The following is a 20,050-nucleotide window of genomic DNA, read 5'->3' on the forward strand; positions in this document are numbered from 1 at the left end:
TTGTCCAAATGGACTGCCCCCAAAAGATTGGACAAATTTAGTTAATTAGATTTGTAATAATGAGCTCGATATTCTGTCGGGCTCATTCCATTTAAATTTAGTTTTATCCGTTGGTTATTGTAATAGGAGATATAATCTTCTATTTCGCTCACAAAACCTGATCAGCTATTCTTGAACAGTTTGAGCTGATTTCCAAACAATTCTTTGTTGGAGCCAAGCTTCTTTTATCATAGCTTTGATTGCAGAAATCATCGTTTAGAACCTAACTTTTCATGTAGGAGCTCCTCGTCCAGACTATCTTCATATTTTGAAATCACCAGCGTTGCCGCTGAATTTCCGATCAAATTGGTTATCGCTCTTGCTTCACTCATAAAACGATCCACACCAAAGATCAAAGCGACAGATTCTACCGGTACATGGCCAACTACAGGCAAAGTCGCGGCAAGGGTAACGAAACCACTTCCTGTTACGCCCGCAGCCCCTTTGGAGGTCAATAGCAATACCAGCAATAAGGTAATTTCCTGCTCCAGGCTGAGATGCATATTGAGGGCCTGCGAAATAAAGACCGCCGCCATAGTCAGATAGATACTTGTCCCATCGAGATTGAAAGAATAACCCGTGGGGATAACTAAGCCCACAACAGGCTTGGCACAGCCCGCATCTTCCATCTTCTGCATAATGCCCGGCAAAGCCGACTCAGAAGAGGAGGTCCCCAAAACGATTAAAATCTCTTCTTTGATATATTTTAAAAACTTAAAAACGTTCACCTTGAGATAAAAATACAATACCGCCCCAATCACAATGATCACGAAGATAATACAGGTCAGGTAGAAGCTCAACATCAGCATACCGAGTTTAGATAAGGCCTGGATTCCAAACTTACCGATCGTAAAACCCATTGCTCCCATTGCCCCGATTGGAGCCAGATACATGATCATTTTGATAATGGAGAAGAGAACCTTCAGAAAAGATTGCAATACATGGAGCACAGGCTCAGATGCTTTCTGTCCTATTTTTGTCATACCGATCCCAAATAGCACTGCAAAAACGAGTACCTGCAACATGTTGTCCGACGCCACCGCAGCAATCACATTACCTGGAATAATCCCGATGATAAAATCCATAAAACCATGTGGCTCTTTGGATTCTGAAATATAATGGGATACCGAAGATACATCAAGACTAGCGGGATCGGCGTTCATTCCGGTCCCCGGTTGTATCCAATTAACAAAGACCAAACCGATAATCAGGGCAATCGTTGTCATGATCTCGAAATAGATAATGGAGGTTAAACCGATTTTCCCCACTTTTTTCGTATCCTGCATTCCCGCTATACCGATCACAATGGAGCTAAAAATCAATGGCGCAATAACCATCTTGATCAGTTTAATAAAAGCATCTCCTAGTGGTTTTAGCTTAACAGCAAAGTCTGGGTAATAGATACCACAGATAATCCCTACAAGTATACCCACGATGACTTGAAAATAGAGGCTCTTAAAAATGTGCTTCATGATAGATTTATTTACGGACAGCAATTCCCTTTGCTTTAATCGGTTTTTGGTTTAGGATATTGAAATTAATCGGTACGAATATAAAAAAAAAGGGATGCATTTTTGCATCCCTTCCTATGATAATTTTGAACTTAGCTACTGAAATATGCTCTTACATTCTTTCCTTCAATCCAGTTCATATAAGCTTTATTGACAACCTTGTTTCCACCAGGTGTTGGGTAATCGCCGGAGAAATACCAATCACCTTTATGGTCTGGACAAGCTTTGTGTAAATTATCCAAAGTTTGATAAACTACTTCAAGCTCTGCTTTCAGGTGGTGAGGTCTTACAATACGAGCGATTTCTTCCGAAATCTCTTCATCAGTAAAAGGCGCGTAAATGGCTTTGACATAATTATCGATATCATTGACATCTTGGGTCATTGATACCACACATTTTTGATAAACTTCATCGATAATATGTGCCATACCACGTTGTTTTAGGAGATTAATAGCGGCTTCGAAAGCGACAAACTCACCCATACGTGACATATCGATACCATAACAATCTGGATAACGGATCTGAGGCGCAGATGAAACGATCACGATTTTTTTCGGATTCAAACGATCTAGGATCGTTAAAATACTTTGTTTCAATGTTGTTCCCCGAACAATCGAGTCATCAATGGCAACGATCGTATCTTCGTGATCCTTTACAATACCGTACGTTGTATCGTATACGTGCTGTACCATATCTGTACGATCCGCATCCTGCGTAATGAACGTGCGCAGTTTAGCGTCCTTCACGTTAAGTTTTTCAAAACGAGGTTTAATACTCAAGATCTCATCCAATTCTTCATCAGAAATTTTTTCTGAGCGATTCAATAAAGTATCTTTTTGAAAATCCCGAACATAGGTATTGATACCATCCATTAAGCCATAGTATGATACTTCAGCTGTATTTGGAATAAACGAGAATACGGTATTTTTGATATTATTTTTGACAGATTCCAATACCTGAGGCACCAGTAATCTACCCAATTCTTTACGTTCTTGATAGATATCAGCATCTGATCCACGTGAGAAGTAAATACGCTCGAAAGAACAAGAACGTTGTTCTACGGGTTGTCTAAACATCTCTTGGGATACTGTACCATCTTTTTTAGCGATCAGGGCATGGCCTGGTTTAATTTCCTTCACAGCACCAATAGGAATATTGAATGCAGTTTGGATGACCGGTCTTTCCGATGCTACAACCAGGATCTCCTCATCCTGATAATAAAACGCCGGACGGATACCAGCTGGGTCACGCATAACAAAAGCATCACCATGACCAAAGATACCTGCGATGGTATAACCGCCATCCCAAGTTTTGGCCGAACGCTTCAATATTTTGGTAACATCAATATTTTTAGCAATCAGCGAACTGATCTCAATATTAGAATGACCTTCTTTTTTGAATTGATCGAAAAGATCTTGGTTCTCATCATCTAAGAAATGGCCAATTTTTTCCAAAACGGTTACGGTGTCCGCTTTTTCCTTTGGATGTTGTCCCAACTCATATAACTGTTGCAACAATTCGTCCACATTGGTCATGTTGAAGTTACCCGCTACCACCAAATTACGAGACATCCAATTGTTTTGTCTTAAAAATGGGTGACAGCTTTCGATACTGTTCTTTCCATGCGTTCCATAGCGCAAATGTCCTAAAAGTACTTCTCCCGTAAAACTTACGTTATCTTTTAACCATTGCGTATCTTTTGACTCCTCCGGAAATGCTTTCTGAACAGAAGCAAATTTTTTCTGTACATATTCGAATATGTCTGCCACAGCAGTTGAGCCCATTGCTCTGTAACGCGAAATGTAACGATTTCCAGGTTTTACATCAAATTTAATGGTTGCAATTCCAGCCCCGTCTTGTCCACGGTTATGCTGTTTTTCCATTAATAGGTACAATTTGTTGATGCCATAAAATGGCGTACCATATTTTTCCTGATAATAAGATAAGGGTTTTAACAGGCGAATTAGTGCGATTCCGCACTCGTGTTTAATAGCGTCGCTCATATCTTGATTTGATGTCGCAAAAATAAGAATTATTTAGCACTTAGCGATCGCCCCGCTCACTTTTTCAGCAATAAAATTACAGTGAATAGACAGAGGCTCTTTTGAATAGCTCCTTAAGGCCTATTGGGCGATAAAAACAGGGACTTTCACCGCATGTCGCAGCTTGTTAACTGTCTCACCGAAAACAAAATCCTTCACACCACTGTGCCCATGGCTTCCAACAACCAGTAGATCGGCGCCGTATTTTTCACATACTTCGGCAATACTCTTGATCCGGTTATTGTATCCCAGTTCATATTCAGTTTGATGTCCTTGCGACAATAGAAAATCAGCATACAATTTCAGTCGTTCCAAATCCTGACGCGATTCGTAATCATCTGTCGAATCCCCTGTATATTTCACCGATGCACTCTCGACGATATGGACAACGACAAAGGTCGTGTCGTCATGCGACAGCTGTAAAGCATATTGGATTACTTTCTGATCTGAATTTGAGAAATCCAACGCAATCACAACTTTCTTAAAAGAGCCCTTATGTTCAAAATGCAATGCCTCAAATGGTGGGTGAACCTCCAGCTCCGTTGGTTTCGATTTGAGTAAAATGGGGTATAATACGGTCATCATCAATAAGGCAAACAAACCCACAGCGCCCGTCACCAATAATACCGTTACCACAATATTATCGACTTCACCAATCCAGCCGACCACTTCGTCGTAGACCAATTTAAAATTCAGAACAGCGATAATGGCCGCTATCAGCCAGGCCGCAATTTTTGTTAGCGGTTTAATGGCAAAAGAACCCATCTTGACTTTATCGCTCACAAAATGGATCAACGGAATGACGGCAAAAGCGAGCTGCATACTCAAGATCACCTGACTAAAGATCAGCAGCTGTCCAACGCGACCTTCACCCGAAATAAGTATCACCAATACAGCCGGGATAATCGCCAAAAGTCGGGTTATAATCCTTCGCAGTGTCGGACTAATCCGCAATCGAAGGTATCCCTCCATCACGATCTGGCCGGCTAGGGTTCCCGTCACCGTTGAGCTCTGTCCGGCAAGAATCAAGGCAACAGCAAATAATTTTGAGGCCCATTCTGTTCCAAGAAGATTACCCAATAGGTGATAAGCATCTTCAAGTTCGGCAACGTCATGAATACCGTTTTTGTGAAAAACAGAGGCTGCAAGAATCAATATCGCGGCATTTACCAAAAAGGCTAGGTTCAAAGCAATGGCACTATCCCAGAAGTTATACTTGAGCGATTTTCGGATCGAAACCTCATTCCGGTCAATCTTCCGCGTCTGCACAAGAGCCGAGTGCAAATATAGATTATGTGGCATGACGGTTGCACCTATAATGCCTATAGCAATATATAGTGCGGCACTATTCGGGATACTGGGTATAAATCCAGTGGCCACCTCCGCAAAATCCGGTTTAGCCAAAAACATTTCTACCATGAAACACATGCCGATAAGCGCGATCAGTCCAATGATAAAAAGTTCCATTTTCCGCATCCCCAGCTTCTGAAGATAGAGCAATAAGAAGGTATCTGCAAAACTGATCATTACTCCCCAGAGCAGATCAATGCCGAAAAGGAGGTTAAGACCGATTGCCATCCCCAAAACCTCCGCCAGGTCACAGGCCGCAATCGCAATTTCAGCAAGCACATAGAGCACAAAATTCATCCGTTTAGGATAGGTCTCCCTGTTACACTGCGCAAGGTCTTTACCGCGTACAATACCTAAACGGGCACATAGATTCTGTAGTACTAGCGCCATGATATTACTCATCAACAGCACCCAAATCAGGGTATAGCCAAATTGGCTTCCTCCAGCAAGATCGGTAGCCCAGTTACCTGGATCCATATACCCCACACTAATGAGATAAGCTGGACCAAAGAAACTAAGTATCTTCTTAAATTTGGATTTACCTTGATTGACATCTACACTTTCATGGATATCAGATAGGGATTTATGATGAGATTCGTCGTAATGCATAAAATACTGTAAGTGCAATATCGTCTATTGTCAGCCTTAAAGATAAAAAGCTTTACATTATTAGGCAATTAAACCGCGATATTATTAGAATTTAAATGCCAGCTGGCCAGAATTTTCCTTCGATTGGTTGCCAAATTGGATGAAATCGATGATCTCATATTGACCTAAATCAGGTTTAAACTGCCGCACATGAACGCCCTTGCACATAAAGCTCAGGTCGACAGACCGCAACTGTTCTTTTGCAATTTCAAGCTGTTCTGGCTCCAGACATCGTCCAATCGAAATATGGGGTTCGTCGCTAATCTCGATCAAATCAAATTCCGATAAAGTTTGAACAACCTTCCGCGCCCGATCCTTGAGATAACTGCGGGCATGTACTGTCGGTGCAATATAGAAAGCACCACCGGCAAATGATGAAAAATGATCGAAATAAACATACTGACTCCGCTCATAGACCAAAGTCTCCTGCAAAGCCTCAATAGCCATTGTCAGTTTGCTCCCGTCCGCTTCAAAAGCACATATCGTTACATGGGCTTTGGAATTGCAACTGGGGTACCAGCCTTTGTTTTTGTCCGGAAACAGCTCGGCTAACGATGCACGTAGTCGCCGCTTCAAGCCATCTACCAAGACAATACCAGCTTCATCAGGCTGAAAAACAAACGAATATTTATTGACACTACCCTCCATAACAAAAATCAGTTTCCGATCAGTAGGTAAGATAACAAATACCACGGAGATAACAAAACCAAAACCGAACAGCAAGCCAATGAGACGCTACCACCCGATGCCATAGTCCTCCCCGTTGTTGCTGCTGCCGCCCCAAAGCGTATGGTGCTGCTGGTCGAAATAAATAGCATTTATAGGGCCGCTGGTACGATCACCGAGCTGTATGCTATACCCCATTTTCTTTAATTGTTCAATAATTGCTGGTGCTGTATTTTTATCCAATAAAAGGCTACCTGAGCGCGGCTTTCGATCGTCGGTCTTCGCTCCCCCCAGCGATAGCCAAAGCTGGTTACTGTTGATATTGGCCGCCTCGCTGGCTTGTTGTGGCGTCATACCAAACTCGACCATATTCAAGAAAAACTGCAATAGGTTTTGATCCTGTGTATCTCCGCCCTGCACGGCAAAAGAAAGGTAAGGTTTTCCGTTTTTCAAAGCCATCGAAGGCGTAAGCGTTACACGCGGTCTTTTACCCGGCTCGACCACATTGAACGGGTTAATCAATGAATCTAAGACAAAACTCTGTAAGCGCTGACTCATGCCCACCCCGGTATTTCCGGCAATACAGGCAGGGAGCCAACCACCACTCGGTGTGATCGAAACAACCCAACCTTCTTCATCCGCAGCTTCAACGCTTGTTGTTCCCCGCAATAAACGGTCGACATAAGCACTATCCACGGTTAAAGATGCCAAAAGAGCTGTTTTTGGCAATTCCGTTAGCGACGAACTTGTGCGTGCGTCATGTTTAGGAACAAAATCATTTTTCAGCTCCGTATGTGGCGTAAACTCCTTCTTACGCTGCTCCAGTAACGAAAGATACGGATTCTGCTTACCTTCGTAGGGATAAGGGTCTCCCGGAAGTACATTCGGGTTATTTTGCGTAAGATCAATGGTTGCGGCCCTCGACTTGGCATAGGACTCATGTAAAAGACCTTGAATAGGTGTCTTAGGTTTACCGTAAGGATCACCGTAATAAAAATCCCGATCAGCAAAGGCCAAGTTCATAACCTGATAGAGTGTATGAATATAAGAAGCAGAATTATAACCCATTGCCTTTAGATCGAAGTTTTTCAGCAACTGCAAACTCTGTAGCATGGCTGGTCCCTGTGTCCATTCTTGTAATTTATATACGTCAACGCCCTTATAATTGACATGCAATGGTTCCTCCTCAATGGGTTTCCAATTGGCTAAGTCTGCTTTCGTTATTAAGCCACCCTGCTCCTTACTGCCACGGACAAATTCATCTGCAATATCGCCGGTATAAAACCGGTCATAAGCAGCCATGATTGCAGCTTTCCGGTCTTTTCCCGCAGCAAGAGCCTGCTTTTCGGCTTCTACCAATTTGGACAGGGTCCTATGCAGATCCTGCTGCACGAAAACCTCTCCCGCCTCTGGAGCTTCCCAGGATTTACCTTCATGTACTAAAAATACCTTTTTACTGTACGGCCATTCTTTAATGCGCTCTTTGCCACGTTCAATACTCGTTGCAGTTTGCGCATCAATTGGGTACCCTGCAGCCATTTCAAGAGCAGGAGCTAATACTTCTGCTAGACTTTTCGTTCCATAATGCGCCAACATATAGCACAATCCGCCGGGTGTACCCGGTGTGACAGCAGCAAGAGGGCCATATTCTGGTGGAAATTCGTAGGCCTTTGATCTAAAAAAATCGACTGTCGCTCCACTGGGTGCTACCCCCAAGGCATTTATCGCAATGACCTTCTTTAGTTTCGGATGATAAATTAACGCTTGCGTCTCTCCGCCCCAACTCAGTACATCCCACATCGTACAGGTTGCTGCGAGCATTGCACAAGCAGCGTCCACCGCATTTCCGCCTTGTTGGAATAGCTGGGCACCGGCTGTTGCCGCCAAGGGTTTGCCCGTAATAGCCATCCAATGTTTTCCATGTAAGGGTGGTTTCTGTGTGCGCTGAGCAGAGCTCAGCATTGGTATACCGGTAATAAGCAATCCAAACAGCGTCGTCAGCAGCAAGGGGGATCTTCTCTTCATAGCAGCAATCTTTCGTTAAGTAATCTTTCGTTAAGCAAAGGTTTTAGTAAAACCAAGATAGGTATTTTTAAAACAAACAAAAAACTCCCATCAACCGAGGTTGATGGGAGTTTTTAAAATCTTATTTGCTATTGAATTACCAATAAATTGAATATAATGCTGTAACCAATAGCGCTACGATCAATGCAATGACCAAAAACGCCCGGTGTGGTTTAAACATCGTGGTATCAACTTCCAATCCAGCTGGCACAACACCACGCTTATTGTCGATGATACTGATGAGAATCATACCGATAATACAGATCACGAATACAAATCCCATTCTATCCAAAAATGGAATTTCGTAGATTCCTGTTGTTGGATTTGGAACGGAGAAACCTGTCGATGACAAGAATGACAAATCGACCCAATCCGGCAATTTCTTGAAGATGATGGAGAAAATAAAACCACCAATTGTTGCAAACAAAGCTGCATTTGAAGTTGCTTTCTTCCAGAAGAATCCTAAAATGAACATCGCAAAAATACCAGGAGATACAAACCCCGTATATTCCTGAATATATTGGAATCCACCTTTTTTATCGATACCCAAATGTGGCGCAATCAGCACACCCAAGATCATGGCAACCACAACAGTTAGCTTGCCGATATTGACCAATTTCTTATCCGATGCTTCTGTATTGAATACTTTTTTATAAATATCCAAGGAGAAGATTGTTGCAATACTGTTTGCTTTACCTGCCAAAGAAGCGACCACTGCAGCTGTCAATGCTGCAAACGATAAGCCTTTTAAACCTGCTGGCAATAAATTCAACAAAACTGGATAAGCGTGGTCAGGGTTCACCTCACCATGTTGCATCATTTCATTTTGGAACAAGCCATCTTTCCACATGACATAGGCTGCAATACCCGGCAACACGACAATGATAGGCATTAATAACTTCAGAAATGCAGCAAACAAGATACCGTTTCTTGCGGTTTTCAAATCTGCTCCAAGCGCGCGTTGCGTGATGTATTGATTACATCCCCAGTAATTCAAATTAACGATCCACATACCGCCAATCAATACGGTTAGCCCCGGTAAATCGAGATAGTTCTCATTTTTACGATCCAGAATCATATGAAAGTGGTCGGAAGCTTTTTCGGTCATCAAGTGATAGCCTTCCAATATTCCTGATCCACCATAGTGTTCTGAAACGAGATTCAAGGCTAGGTAAGTGGTCGCCAAACCACCCAATACCAAAAAGAAAACCTGAATAATATCCGTATAGCCGATTACTTTCATACCACCTAAGGTAATGATCACAGCAAAAATCGCTATGGCATACATACAGGCCTCCAGACTGATACCGGAAATACTACTTACCGCAATAGCTCCCAAATAGAGGATGGATGTCAAATTGACGACAACATACAACAGCAACCAGAAAACGGCCATGATCATCGCAACAGTTCCATTATATCGTTTATGGAGAAACTGTGGCATCGTAAAGATCTTGTTCTTTAAGTATACCGGGATAAAAAATACCGCAACAACAATCAGTGTAATGGCAGCCATCCACTCGTAAGTCGCGATAGCCAATCCCATCTTAAATCCGGAACCGCTCATACCGATAAATTGCTCGGCCGAAATATTGGATGCAATAAGTGAAGCTCCGATAGCCCACCACGTCAATGACCCCTCAGCCAAAAAATAGTCTTTGGAACCTACAGATTCAGATTTCTTGCGATAATACACCCATAATCCGTAACCTGCCACAATAACAAAGTATATCAGGAAAACGATGTAATCTTTTGTGCTTAAATAATTATTCATGTATTGGTAATTGGTTTAATTTGATCGCCTAATATAGAAATATTTTTAGAACTATATATATCTATTGACCAAATTTTCTAAATACTCCTGCTTACCGCTAATCGTTTTTGGTTCTCCTAATTCCACAGCTAAATCCCTTAAGTTCTCCAGGGTCAGTGTCCGTTCTTCAAATGATGCGCCATGGCCTGTATCAAAAGAAGCATAGCGGTCGGCCCGTATTTTTTTGTAATCCGAGTCCTGCAGGATACGATCTGCAGTAATAAGCGCGCGTGCGAAAAGATCCATACCACCGATATGTGCATAAAACAAATCTTCAGGATCTGTCGAGTTGCGGCGTATTTTGGCATCAAAATTCACACCTCCACCTTGGAATCCACCACCTTCTAAAATAATCAACATGGCTTCGGTCAATTCATTGATATCATTCGGAAATTGATCCGTATCCCATCCATTTTGATAATCACCGCGGTTAGCATCAATGGAGCCCAATTTACCTGCATCTACAGCAACCTGTAGCTCATGCTGGAACGTATGTCCGGCCAATGTCGCATGGTTTACCTCTAAATTTAATTTAAAATCTTCCAAAAGATTATACTGACGCAGGAAGCCCAGCACGGTAGCCGCATCATAATCGTATTGATGTTTTGTAGGCTCACATGGTTTCGGCTCGATAAAGAAAGTTCCTTTAAAACCATTTTTGCGGGCATAATCCTTGGCCATATGTAAAAACTGTGCAAGATGTTCCTGCTCACGCTTCATATTGGTATTTAAAAGGCTCATATACCCCTCTCTTCCACCCCAGAACACATAATTTTCACCACCGAGAGCAATCGTTGCGTCCAAGGCAGCCTTGACCTGTGCGCCACCATGTGCAAGAACATAAAAATCAGGGTTAGTTGCAGCTCCATTCATGTAGCGTTTATGGCTAAAAAGGTTGGCTGTTCCCCAAAGCAATTTTATACCGCTTTCCTGTTGTTTTTCCTTCGCATAATCAACGATAGTTGACAGACGTTTTTCATTTTCAACCACATTATCCGAATAATCAACCAAGTCTACATCATGAAAGCAATAATAGGGTATGTTTATTTTACTGATAAATTCGAATGCTGCATCCATTTTATCTTTTGCCCTCGTGATTACGTCGTTGCTTTCATCCCATGGAAATTGATGTGTCGGTCCGCCAAATGGATCAGATCCGTTACCGTTGAAAGAATGCCAGTATGAACAGGCAAATTTAAAATACTCTTCCATGGTCTTGCCACCAACAATTTGTTTTGGATTATAATAACGGAAAGCCAATGGATTTGTGCTGTCTTTTCCTTCGAATTGAATTTGGCCAACGCCTTTGAAAAATTCCTTTTTCCCTTTGATAATATTCATCTTATTTGTTATTTATTTGTTTGTTTAATAATTCCTTCCATTGCTGATAGTGCTCCTCATATTGCGCTACAAATTGAGGTTCCACTGTATAAACCGGTTTCAAAGAACGAAAAGCTTCTGTAAAATCGGCATAATACCCATTTCCTATACCTGCTCCAAGAGCGGCACCAATACTGCCATCATGATTAAAGATTTCTACAGGAACGTCAGTGGCCCCCACAAATGACTCCCTGAAAACGGAGCTCAAGAATAAATTCGCATAACCTGCACGAATCATATTTGGATGCAGATTATTTTCGCGCATGATATCCAAACCATAGCGAAAAGCAAATGCAATACCCTCCTGTATAGCACGCAGCATATCGCTTGTCTCATGCCTATTCAAATCTATCGCTGAAATTGAAGCCCCAACGGTCTGGTTGTTGAGCATCCGTTCGGCACCGTTGCCAAATGGGATAACCTGCAATCCTTTGCTACCGATAGGAGATGCGCCAGCCATCGCATTAATCTGCTCATAAGACAGATCGTGGCCCAACAAACGTCTCCCCCAGCTATTCATAATGCCTGTTCCATTGATACAGAGCAGTACACCTGTCCGGATATCATTCTCCTGATAATTCACATGGGCAAATGTATTTACGCGCGATTCGCGGTCGGCGATCAGTTTGTCACTGACGCCATAGATCACCCCTGAAGTGCCAGCCGTCGCAGCAACTTCGCCAGGCTGAAGGACATTCAGCGAAAGTGCATTGTTGGGCTGGTCGCCGGCTTTATAATTGATGGTCACGGCACCGGACAGACCAAGTTCTTCAGCAACAGCGGCTTTAATTTGGCCATGCGTTGAAAACACAGGTAAGATCTCAGGAATAAGATGATCATCAAAGCCATAATAGTCCATAATCGTACGCGACAATACATTGTCCTTGAAATCCCAGAATATCCCCTCAGATAGGGCCGAGATGGAAGTCGTCACCTGCCCCGAAAGTTTCATGGCGATGAAATCCCCCGGCAACATGATCTTATCTATTTTTTCATAAATTTCCGGCTCGTTTGCTTTTACCCAGGCCAACTTTGACGCTGTAAAATTACCCGGCGAATTCAGATGATGACTCAGATTGAAAGACCTTCCGATTTCTTCAAAAGCGATATTTCCCAATTCAACTGCCCTGCTGTCGCACCAGATAATGGCATTTCGCAACACATGCTGATCTTTATCGACCACGACTAAACCGTGCATCTGGTAGGCAATACCAATGGCCGAAATTGCTTTGGGGTCATACAGGCCCAACCTGTTTGCCTTCAACAGAGCCTGTTTAAAGTAGTCCCACCAATCGAGCGGGTTCTGTTCAGCCCAATTGGGCTCCAACGTAATGATGGGAGCTTCTACGTCCGGATATTGCACTGAGCAAACCTTACGTTGTGAAGATGCCTCAACAATCGAAACTTTTACGGAAGAAGTACCTACGTCTATACCTAATAAATACATGGTAATCAATTCTAATTGGTTATAAAAAACAACATCGGCCTTATACTGCAACCGGTTGCATAAAAGTAGGGTATGTTTCTGAATTATCAAAATATTAAATAAAATTATTTACTTTGGAGCGTGAATAAAAAAACGACAATTTATGATATAGCCCGTGCGCTTGGAGTGACAGTCTCTACCGTATCGCGCGCACTGAATAATGTGCCTACGATCAGTGAGGCGACACGAAAACTGGTGTTAGACAAAGCAAAGGAATTGAATTACAGCGTCAATAAGTTGGCCTCTTCTCTTTCCTCGGGCAAGTCCAATACCATCGGTGTCATTGTTCCTACCATGCAAATTCATTTTTTTGCAGAAGCCGTGCATAGCATTGAAAAAGAGTTAAAAAAACACAACTACAGCCTATTGCTTTATCAATCGAATGAATCTTTTGAAGATGAAGTCAATGGCGTGAAGACTTTACTTGAAGCTCAGGTAGACGGCATCATTGCTTCGTTGTCGCTGGAGACGCAGGAAACCCAGCATTTTCAGGAAGTGATCAACCAGCGCAAATGCCTGGTTATTTTTGACCGTACCCATAAAGATATTCCTGCTCCTGTGGTCAAACTTGACGATTTTAAAGCAGGCTACCTTGCAACACAGCACCTGCTCGAACAGGGTTACAAAAACATTGCCTTTATCACAACGGACAAAGAAATCGCTATTTTCCAGGATCGTTTCCATGGTTTCGAAGCGGCCTTAAAAGATGCGCAGATTTCGCCGCAGGAAGACTTTATCATTCGTGGCGACTTATCCATTGAAGCCGGCATCAAAGGAACCGAACAGATTCTAAAATCTGTAATCCAACCGGACGCCTTTATTGGTGGTGATGACTTTACAGCCGTGGGAATTATACAGGCATTAAAAACTGCAAATATTGCCATTCCAGCGACAGGAGTGATCGGTTTTGCAAACCAGACCTTTTCTTCCTTTATCAGCCCTACACTATCAAGTATTGATCAACAGGCCAACAAAATGGGGGAAGAATGTGCAAAACTCTTTCTGAAAATGGTTAAACAAAAAAGTCCGTACGAAGCGATCGAACAGATTGTTCTTGATCCCATATTGATAAAAAGACAATCTACCAATAGAATAGACAAATAATCAGTACCTTTGCCTAAATTTGTTTAAATGCAAGCCCGGCAGAAATTTAGGATAATAAGCATCTGCTTATTATTTGTCATTCAGGCCCTTTTTTTAGTGGCCATCTTTGTAGAAAATACACATTCTTATATTGTATTGGCTTTTATTGGCCTATTGTCCTTACTGATCTTATACAGTTATCTTAGGTCGCCCATTCATCATCACAGGCATGAATATGAATCGATCAAAATTGCCGTTTGGGTACCTGTAGGAGCGATTGCATCCTACTATTTCAATCAGATCTTCGGCTTGGGCCCTGTATTGGGCGCTGCGCTGACAGGTACCATAGCTTCTTTCATTCCCAATATCAACAAAAATTCAACTTATCTGCCCCACCTCCCTGCAGCAATTTATTGCGGTGCATTTGTAGGAATGTCCAATGCGCAGGTGGCTCATGGATTCTCTTTTATTTTAGCAGCCAGTATCTTTACAGCGATCTTTCTGATTGTATCGAAGAATTTATTAAATGGTGTCGGCGGTAAACTAGGCACATTGGCCTTTCTTGGGGTTTCACTGACTTACCTGCTGTTATATATTTTTAAGTAATATGGAAACATTCATTTTATACCTAGTTGGCATCATCGGGAGCACAGCGACATACTATGTCAACACCAAGTTTCACCAAGGGGCAGTGCGCTCGTCCGCAATGCTGACCTTAGTTGTCGCAGGTTTCCTTCACTTCTTCCCACAAAGTGTTTCTCCTTATCTCACACAGTACATCCCCCCTATTTTTATAGGCGCGTCATTTATAGGCATGGTCTCAAAAAACCAGCTATCAACCTATTTCGGTTTGGCTCTAGCTGGCGTTATTTTCACGACAATTCTGCTCAATACCAGTAAATTTTTTACTGGTTATGGCGGAGCCCTCGGCACTTCCGCCTGCATTGCGCTGTTGGTCGTATTGAGCATTCCTTATTTTAAATCACCGAGGAAAATGACGGTTGGATTTCTTCAGCTCCGCAAAACAATCTTAAAAAAACAAGGAAAAGTTTCAAAAAGACGAGTAGATTTGTTTAAATAAAAAGTATAACCACATGAAACCTTTATTTCTGATTTTTATTACCCACATCTTGTTCCTGGGCCATCTGAACGCTCAACAAGCGACCATTAACCTTGTAAATCAAGAGCGAAACAGCAGCTACAGAGGCCTAAGCGTGGTCGATGATACAACGGTATGGGTAAGCGGAAGCAACGGTACCGTCGGGCTCAGCACCGATGCCGGAAAAAACTGGCAGTGGGTCAATCCAATTGGCTACGAAAAAACAGATTTTAGGGATATCGAAGCATTTGATGAGAATGAAGCCTTAATTATTTCGGCAGGTTCCCCTGCGATCATCTTAAGTACTCATGACGGCGGTCGAAGCTGGAAAGAAGTATTCACAGACAAACGACCCGAAATATTTTATGACGGTTTTGCTTTCACACCAAAAGGGGTCGGCATTGCCTTTGGCGACGCCATTCATGGGAAAATGCCCCTATTAAAAAGCATAGATTTCGGAAAGTCCTGGAAAGATATATCCGCAAATATGCACTTTACAATTACGGAAGGAGAGGCAGGTTTTGCGGCCAGTGGAACATCCATCTATTGCGATAATAAAGGGACATACTGGATTGCCACTGGTGGAACAGCGGCCAATATCTACAGCAGCAAAGATCAGGGGGACACATGGGAACGTTACAGCTGCCCCATCATTCAGGGGAAAAATAGCACCGGCCCTTTTTCCATTGCTTTTTACTCGTCGAAAACTGGCATTGTAGTCGGTGGCGATTACAAAGAGGATAAAAACAAAGAAAAAAATAGCCTACTAACCAACGATGGCGGTAAAACATGGCTTGCACCAGAAACAGCTCCCGCTGGCTTTAAGTCGGCCGTGATATATCTTTCCAAAAAACAGCTAATCAGCACAGGTACCTCGGGTACAGATCTGTCGAATGACGGCGGGAAAAACTGGACCGCTATCGGAAAGGAAAGTTTTAATGCCGTCCAAAAGGCAAAAAAAGGTCGAGCAATATTTTTAGCGGGCGATAAAGGAAAAATAGCGAATTTAGCATTATAAGCTAAATTCGCTATTTTTTGCACCTCCGCGCACGATTACTTACAACACTAGCGCACTATTTTTTGCTCGACTAAGCACATTTCTTTCAATGCCGACACTAGGTTTCGCCGTGCAAAAAAAAACGAGGTTTACTCGTTTATAAACAACTATTTGCGCGACAAACGCGATTCTTCCAGATCCAGGGAATACTCGATCTCTTTAATAACATCACTGTCAAAAGCCTTACTTTCTTTGATCTTGTAAAGACCGTCACGACGTAGCGCCAAAAGTTCCAACATAATTTTATTATAGAGCCCCCTTACTGCAGAAAGCTGCGCACGGGTATCCTCCTCTTTTGCTCGTTCGGATGCATTTACGCTCCGGATGATCTGCTCTTTAACACGGGCAATTGTCTCATGCTCCAGCATTTCCTTTGCGTAATGTTTATCCAGATACGCAATAGATTCTTTGCCAAGACGTACCCGAATCTCATCGATCTGTTCTTCCATCGAAGCTTGCTCATCGACCTCTTCAATTTTTATCAATTTAATCAACAAAGGCAATGTAAGCCCCTGAAAAACAAGCGTCACTAAAATCACCACAAAGGTAATAAACAAAATCAGATTTCGGTGTGGGAAGGCCGTTCCATCATATAACGTCAATGGTATTGCTAATGCTGATGCCAAAGAAACCACTCCGCGCATACCGGCCCAGCCAACGACCAGGGGCAATTTCCATCCTGGACTCTTTTCCTTGATGCGGACCCGTTTGAACAATATCCTGGGAACAAAAGCCGAAAGATAAACGGCGATTAATCGCAAAACAATAACAATTACGCAAATCGCCAATGCATAATCAATAGCTTCCTCCATGGAGTATTCCCCCAAACCATTGATGATTACCGGAAGTTCAAGTCCAATTAAAATAAAGACAAATCCATTTAAGAGAAAACCCACTGTCGCCCAAACCTCTTTCGTTTGGATACGCGTATGATAGTTAAGGTAATCCCCTGCCCGGAAGGAAAGAAACAATCCGCCACTAACCACGGCCAAGACCCCCGACCACTCAAAATGCTCCGCAACAATATACATCAGGTAAGGTGCAATGAGGGTTATGGGTGTTGAAATGCTCGACGACTTAGCTACATAACGTAAGAATATATAGAGGATGTGACCGATGACCAGACCAACGACAACACCCATGACCGATAACATCAGAAACTGCGTCGTCGCAGTGCTCATCACAAACTGGCCGGTAAGAATCGCAATAGATGCAAATCTAAATACTGTCAATGAGGCCGCATCATTCACCAGGCTTTCCCCTTCCAATATCGCAATTCCACGCTTAGGAATACTTACCCCTTTCAGGACAGAACTAGCAGCCACGGCATCTGGGGGAGAGATAATCCCACCCAGTAAAAAACCCAGCGCCAAGGTAAACCCCGGAATAATACTGACCGAAAAGTAGGCAATCGCCAGCGATGTGAAGAAGACTAAACCAAAGCCCATGATAAAAATAGACCGTCGCCACTTCAGAAAATTCCCCCAATTGGTATACCAGGCCGCTTCAAAAAGCAAGGGTGGCAAAAATACCATAAACACGATATCGGGATCAACACTTATGACAGGTGCCCCGGGAATCAACGAGATCACAAGTCCGCCAATAACCAACAGAATGGGGTAAGAGATCTTGAGGCGTTGACTCAGCACAAATAACATGGCCATAAAGAAAAACAGCACCATCACCAATAACAGGTTACTGTGAATTTTCTGACCTGCCTTTCCACCTACGGCCGCTTTCACATCCGCATATGGTGCCGACATGGAAATGCTGTATTGACGAAGCTTCCATTCATTGTCCAGCTTAGTTAATACGCCCACGCCACGAAAGGACTTGGTATTGATCTTAAACGTTTCATCAAACCAGGCCGTCGTGCTATCGCCATTAAAACTGATATGCCGCTTGTCATAGGTGTAAGTCCAGGCATTTTTTGGATTGAAATATTGATCGCTGAACTTCTCCGCATGAGCTTTATCCCACCTTTCATCATGATCAGTACCCAAAATAACTCCATCCGAAGCAATAACATTCAAAAATGGGCCATATTTTACCTCACCCGAAGTTTTGTGCCAACGATCCAGTAGCCCATTGATTTCGTCCATAGGCTGCTGGGCACTTGTCGGAAAGACAAATAAAATTAAACTAAGAAAACAATACGTACCTAAAATGATCTTTCTAATCATACATTATAAAACTTCGTAATAGCTAAGACAATCCTCTTACGATGAGATCAGTCTTAAAACAAAAAGCTGCATATGCAGCTTTTTGTCTTTATTTAATTATTTCTTCAATTTCGCGGATAATCTTCTGCGCGATCTGCTCAGCAGCTTCAGGCGTAGGTCCCTCCGAGTAAATCCGAATAATCGGTTCGGTATTCGATTTACGTAAATGAACCCATTCACTTTCAAAGTCTATTTTCAATCCATCGATTGTTGAATGGTCTTCATTTTTATATTTTTCCTCCATTTTGGCCAATAGGTTGTCAATATCCAATTCCGGAGTCAGTGTAATCTTGTTTTTTGACATAAAGTACTGCGGTAAAGAGGCACGGTATTCGGAGGCTTTTTTACCAAGTTTAGCCAGATGTGTCAAGAAGATGGCCACCCCTACCAGCGCATCACGGCCATAGTGAGATGCAGGATAGATAACACCGCCATTTCCTTCTCCGCCAATTACCGCATCGACTTCCTTCATCTTTGTAACAACGTTGACTTCACCAACAGCAGCGGCATAATATTCGCCACCATGTGCTTTAGTTACATCACGCAGTGCGCGTGTAGAAGATAAATTAGAAACTGTATTTCCTTTTTTATGCTGCAATAAGTAATCTGCTACGGCCACTAAGGTATATTCTTCACCAAACAACTCACCATCCTCCATCATAAAGACCAATCGATCTACATCTGGATCTACAGCAATCCCTAAATCAGCTTTGTTTTCAATAACTGCAGCCGATAGATCTGTCAAATTCTCTTTTAATGGTTCGGGATTATGCGGAAACTGACCATTCGGCTCACAATGGATTTTATAGATTGTCTGCACACCAAGCGCATCCAATAAGGCAGGTATAAATGTACCACCTGTACTGTTTACGGCATCCAAAGCAACTTTAAAATTAGCGGCTTTAATCGCTTCCTTATCAACATATTCCAACGCCAATACAGCGTCTACATGTTTCTGTAAATAGGAATAGTCTTTATGAACCTGTCCTAATGCTTCAACTTCGGAAAAATCAAAGTCTAAGGATTCTCCAAGGGCCAATACCTCTTGCCCTTCGGCATCTGAAATAAATTCGCCCTTTGCATTCAGTAACTTTAGCGCATTCCATTGACCTGGATTGTGTGAAGCAGTCAAAATAATACCACCAGCAGCTTTTTCCATAGGTACAGCAATCTCTACCGTCGGCGTTGTTGAAAGACCTAAATCAACCACATCAACACCGATGCTTTGCAGGGTTCCAATCACCAAATTACTTACCATCTCACCAGAAACACGCGCATCTCTTCCAACAACAATTTTTTTGATACCACTCTGCTTAACAATTATTTTGCCATAAGCAGCCGTAAACTTAACGATATCTATCGGGGTAAGTGCCTCTCCAGCACGCCCGCCTATCGTACCTCGTATTCCTGATATTGATTTAATTAAAGTCATTTCTTTTGAATTGATTAACGTGTAAATTTAGCACAATGGCAATAAAATATCGAATTAAAATTATAATTAATGAATATTTAACGTATATTTGTTGCAACAAAGTTGTTTTTAAAAGAAACAACCGTTTGCAATGAAATTATTTTTACTTTTGAAAAGTG

15 protein-coding genes are annotated in these 20,050 nt (G+C 42.4%); 4 read left to right on the forward strand and 11 right to left on the reverse strand.

The genetic code is table 11. The annotated features are described in order from the left end of the window. Positions 1-41 precede the first annotated feature (41 nt). The 9 genes from ACLCDV_RS20370 to ACLCDV_RS20410 form a co-directional block, all read right to left on the reverse strand. Positions 42-152, reverse strand: coding sequence for an IS3 family transposase (locus ACLCDV_RS20370; RefSeq protein ID WP_083295844.1), 111 nt, complete (start codon positions 150-152; stop codon positions 42-44). Between the two features lie 96 nt (positions 153-248). Continuing rightward, positions 249-1,511: a C4-dicarboxylate transporter DctA gene (dctA, locus tag ACLCDV_RS20375; RefSeq protein WP_317664438.1), complete on the reverse strand. Its 1,263-nt coding sequence runs from the start codon at positions 1,509-1,511 to the stop codon at positions 249-251. A 131-nt stretch (positions 1,512-1,642) separates the two neighbouring features. Then, positions 1,643-3,553: an amidophosphoribosyltransferase gene (locus ACLCDV_RS20380; protein ID WP_333574374.1), complete on the reverse strand. Its 1,911-nt coding sequence runs from the start codon at positions 3,551-3,553 to the stop codon at positions 1,643-1,645. A gap of 120 nt (positions 3,554-3,673) precedes the next feature. Then, positions 3,674-5,551 carry an Nramp family divalent metal transporter gene (locus tag ACLCDV_RS20385; protein ID WP_411972113.1) on the reverse strand — a complete coding sequence of 626 codons (1,878 nt, stop codon included), beginning with the start codon at positions 5,549-5,551 and terminating at the stop codon, positions 3,674-3,676. 84 nt (positions 5,552-5,635) lie between these two features. After that, positions 5,636-6,238, reverse strand: a complete 603-nt coding sequence (locus ACLCDV_RS20390; protein WP_411972114.1) for a 2'-5' RNA ligase family protein — start codon at positions 6,236-6,238, stop codon at positions 5,636-5,638. 87 nt (positions 6,239-6,325) lie between these two features. Then, positions 6,326-8,281 carry a gamma-glutamyltransferase family protein gene (locus ACLCDV_RS20395; RefSeq protein ID WP_411972115.1) on the reverse strand — a complete coding sequence of 652 codons (1,956 nt, stop codon included), beginning with the start codon at positions 8,279-8,281 and terminating at the stop codon, positions 6,326-6,328. Between the two features lie 136 nt (positions 8,282-8,417). Continuing rightward, positions 8,418-10,094: a sodium/sugar symporter gene (locus tag ACLCDV_RS20400; protein WP_411972116.1), complete on the reverse strand. Its 1,677-nt coding sequence runs from the start codon at positions 10,092-10,094 to the stop codon at positions 8,418-8,420. Positions 10,095-10,145: 51 nt separating this feature from the next. Further along, positions 10,146-11,474, reverse strand: coding sequence for a xylose isomerase (xylA, locus tag ACLCDV_RS20405; RefSeq protein ID WP_411972117.1), 1,329 nt, complete (start codon positions 11,472-11,474; stop codon positions 10,146-10,148). A gap of 1 nt (position 11,475) precedes the next feature. After that, positions 11,476-12,960, reverse strand: a complete 1,485-nt coding sequence (locus tag ACLCDV_RS20410) for a xylulokinase (RefSeq protein ID WP_411972118.1) — start codon at positions 12,958-12,960, stop codon at positions 11,476-11,478. 120 nt (positions 12,961-13,080) lie between these two features. Here ACLCDV_RS20410 and ACLCDV_RS20415 point away from each other — a divergent pair, with 120 nt between their 5' ends. The 4 genes from ACLCDV_RS20415 (at position 13,081) to ACLCDV_RS20430 (ending at position 16,199) form a co-directional block, all read left to right on the forward strand. Continuing rightward, positions 13,081-14,103, forward strand: a complete 1,023-nt coding sequence (locus tag ACLCDV_RS20415; RefSeq protein ID WP_411972119.1) for a LacI family DNA-binding transcriptional regulator — start codon at positions 13,081-13,083, stop codon at positions 14,101-14,103. A 96-nt stretch (positions 14,104-14,199) separates the two neighbouring features. Further along, positions 14,200-14,688: a hypothetical protein gene (locus ACLCDV_RS20420; protein ID WP_411972120.1), complete on the forward strand. Its 489-nt coding sequence runs from the start codon at positions 14,200-14,202 to the stop codon at positions 14,686-14,688. A 1-nt stretch (position 14,689) separates the two neighbouring features. Beyond that, on the forward strand, positions 14,690-15,163 hold the full coding sequence (locus tag ACLCDV_RS20425; protein ID WP_411972121.1) for a hypothetical protein: 474 nt from the start codon (positions 14,690-14,692) through the stop codon (positions 15,161-15,163). 13 nt (positions 15,164-15,176) lie between these two features. Beyond that, positions 15,177-16,199, forward strand: a complete 1,023-nt coding sequence (locus tag ACLCDV_RS20430) for a WD40/YVTN/BNR-like repeat-containing protein (RefSeq protein WP_411972122.1) — start codon at positions 15,177-15,179, stop codon at positions 16,197-16,199. A 146-nt stretch (positions 16,200-16,345) separates the two neighbouring features. Here the strand turns inward: ACLCDV_RS20430 and ACLCDV_RS20435 are convergent, their stop codons facing one another. Beyond that, positions 16,346-18,421 (reverse strand): Na+/H+ antiporter, encoded by a 2,076-nt coding sequence (locus ACLCDV_RS20435; protein WP_411972123.1) that lies wholly within the window; start codon positions 18,419-18,421, stop codon positions 16,346-16,348. 88 nt (positions 18,422-18,509) lie between these two features. Then, positions 18,510-19,892 carry a phosphoglucosamine mutase gene (gene glmM, locus ACLCDV_RS20440; protein WP_411972124.1) on the reverse strand — a complete coding sequence of 461 codons (1,383 nt, stop codon included), beginning with the start codon at positions 19,890-19,892 and terminating at the stop codon, positions 18,510-18,512. Positions 19,893-20,050 lie beyond the last annotated feature (158 nt).

This window comes from Sphingobacterium sp. Lzh-3, assembly GCF_046764375.1.
In the GTDB taxonomy this organism is placed as follows: Bacteria; Bacteroidota; Bacteroidia; order Sphingobacteriales; family Sphingobacteriaceae; genus Sphingobacterium.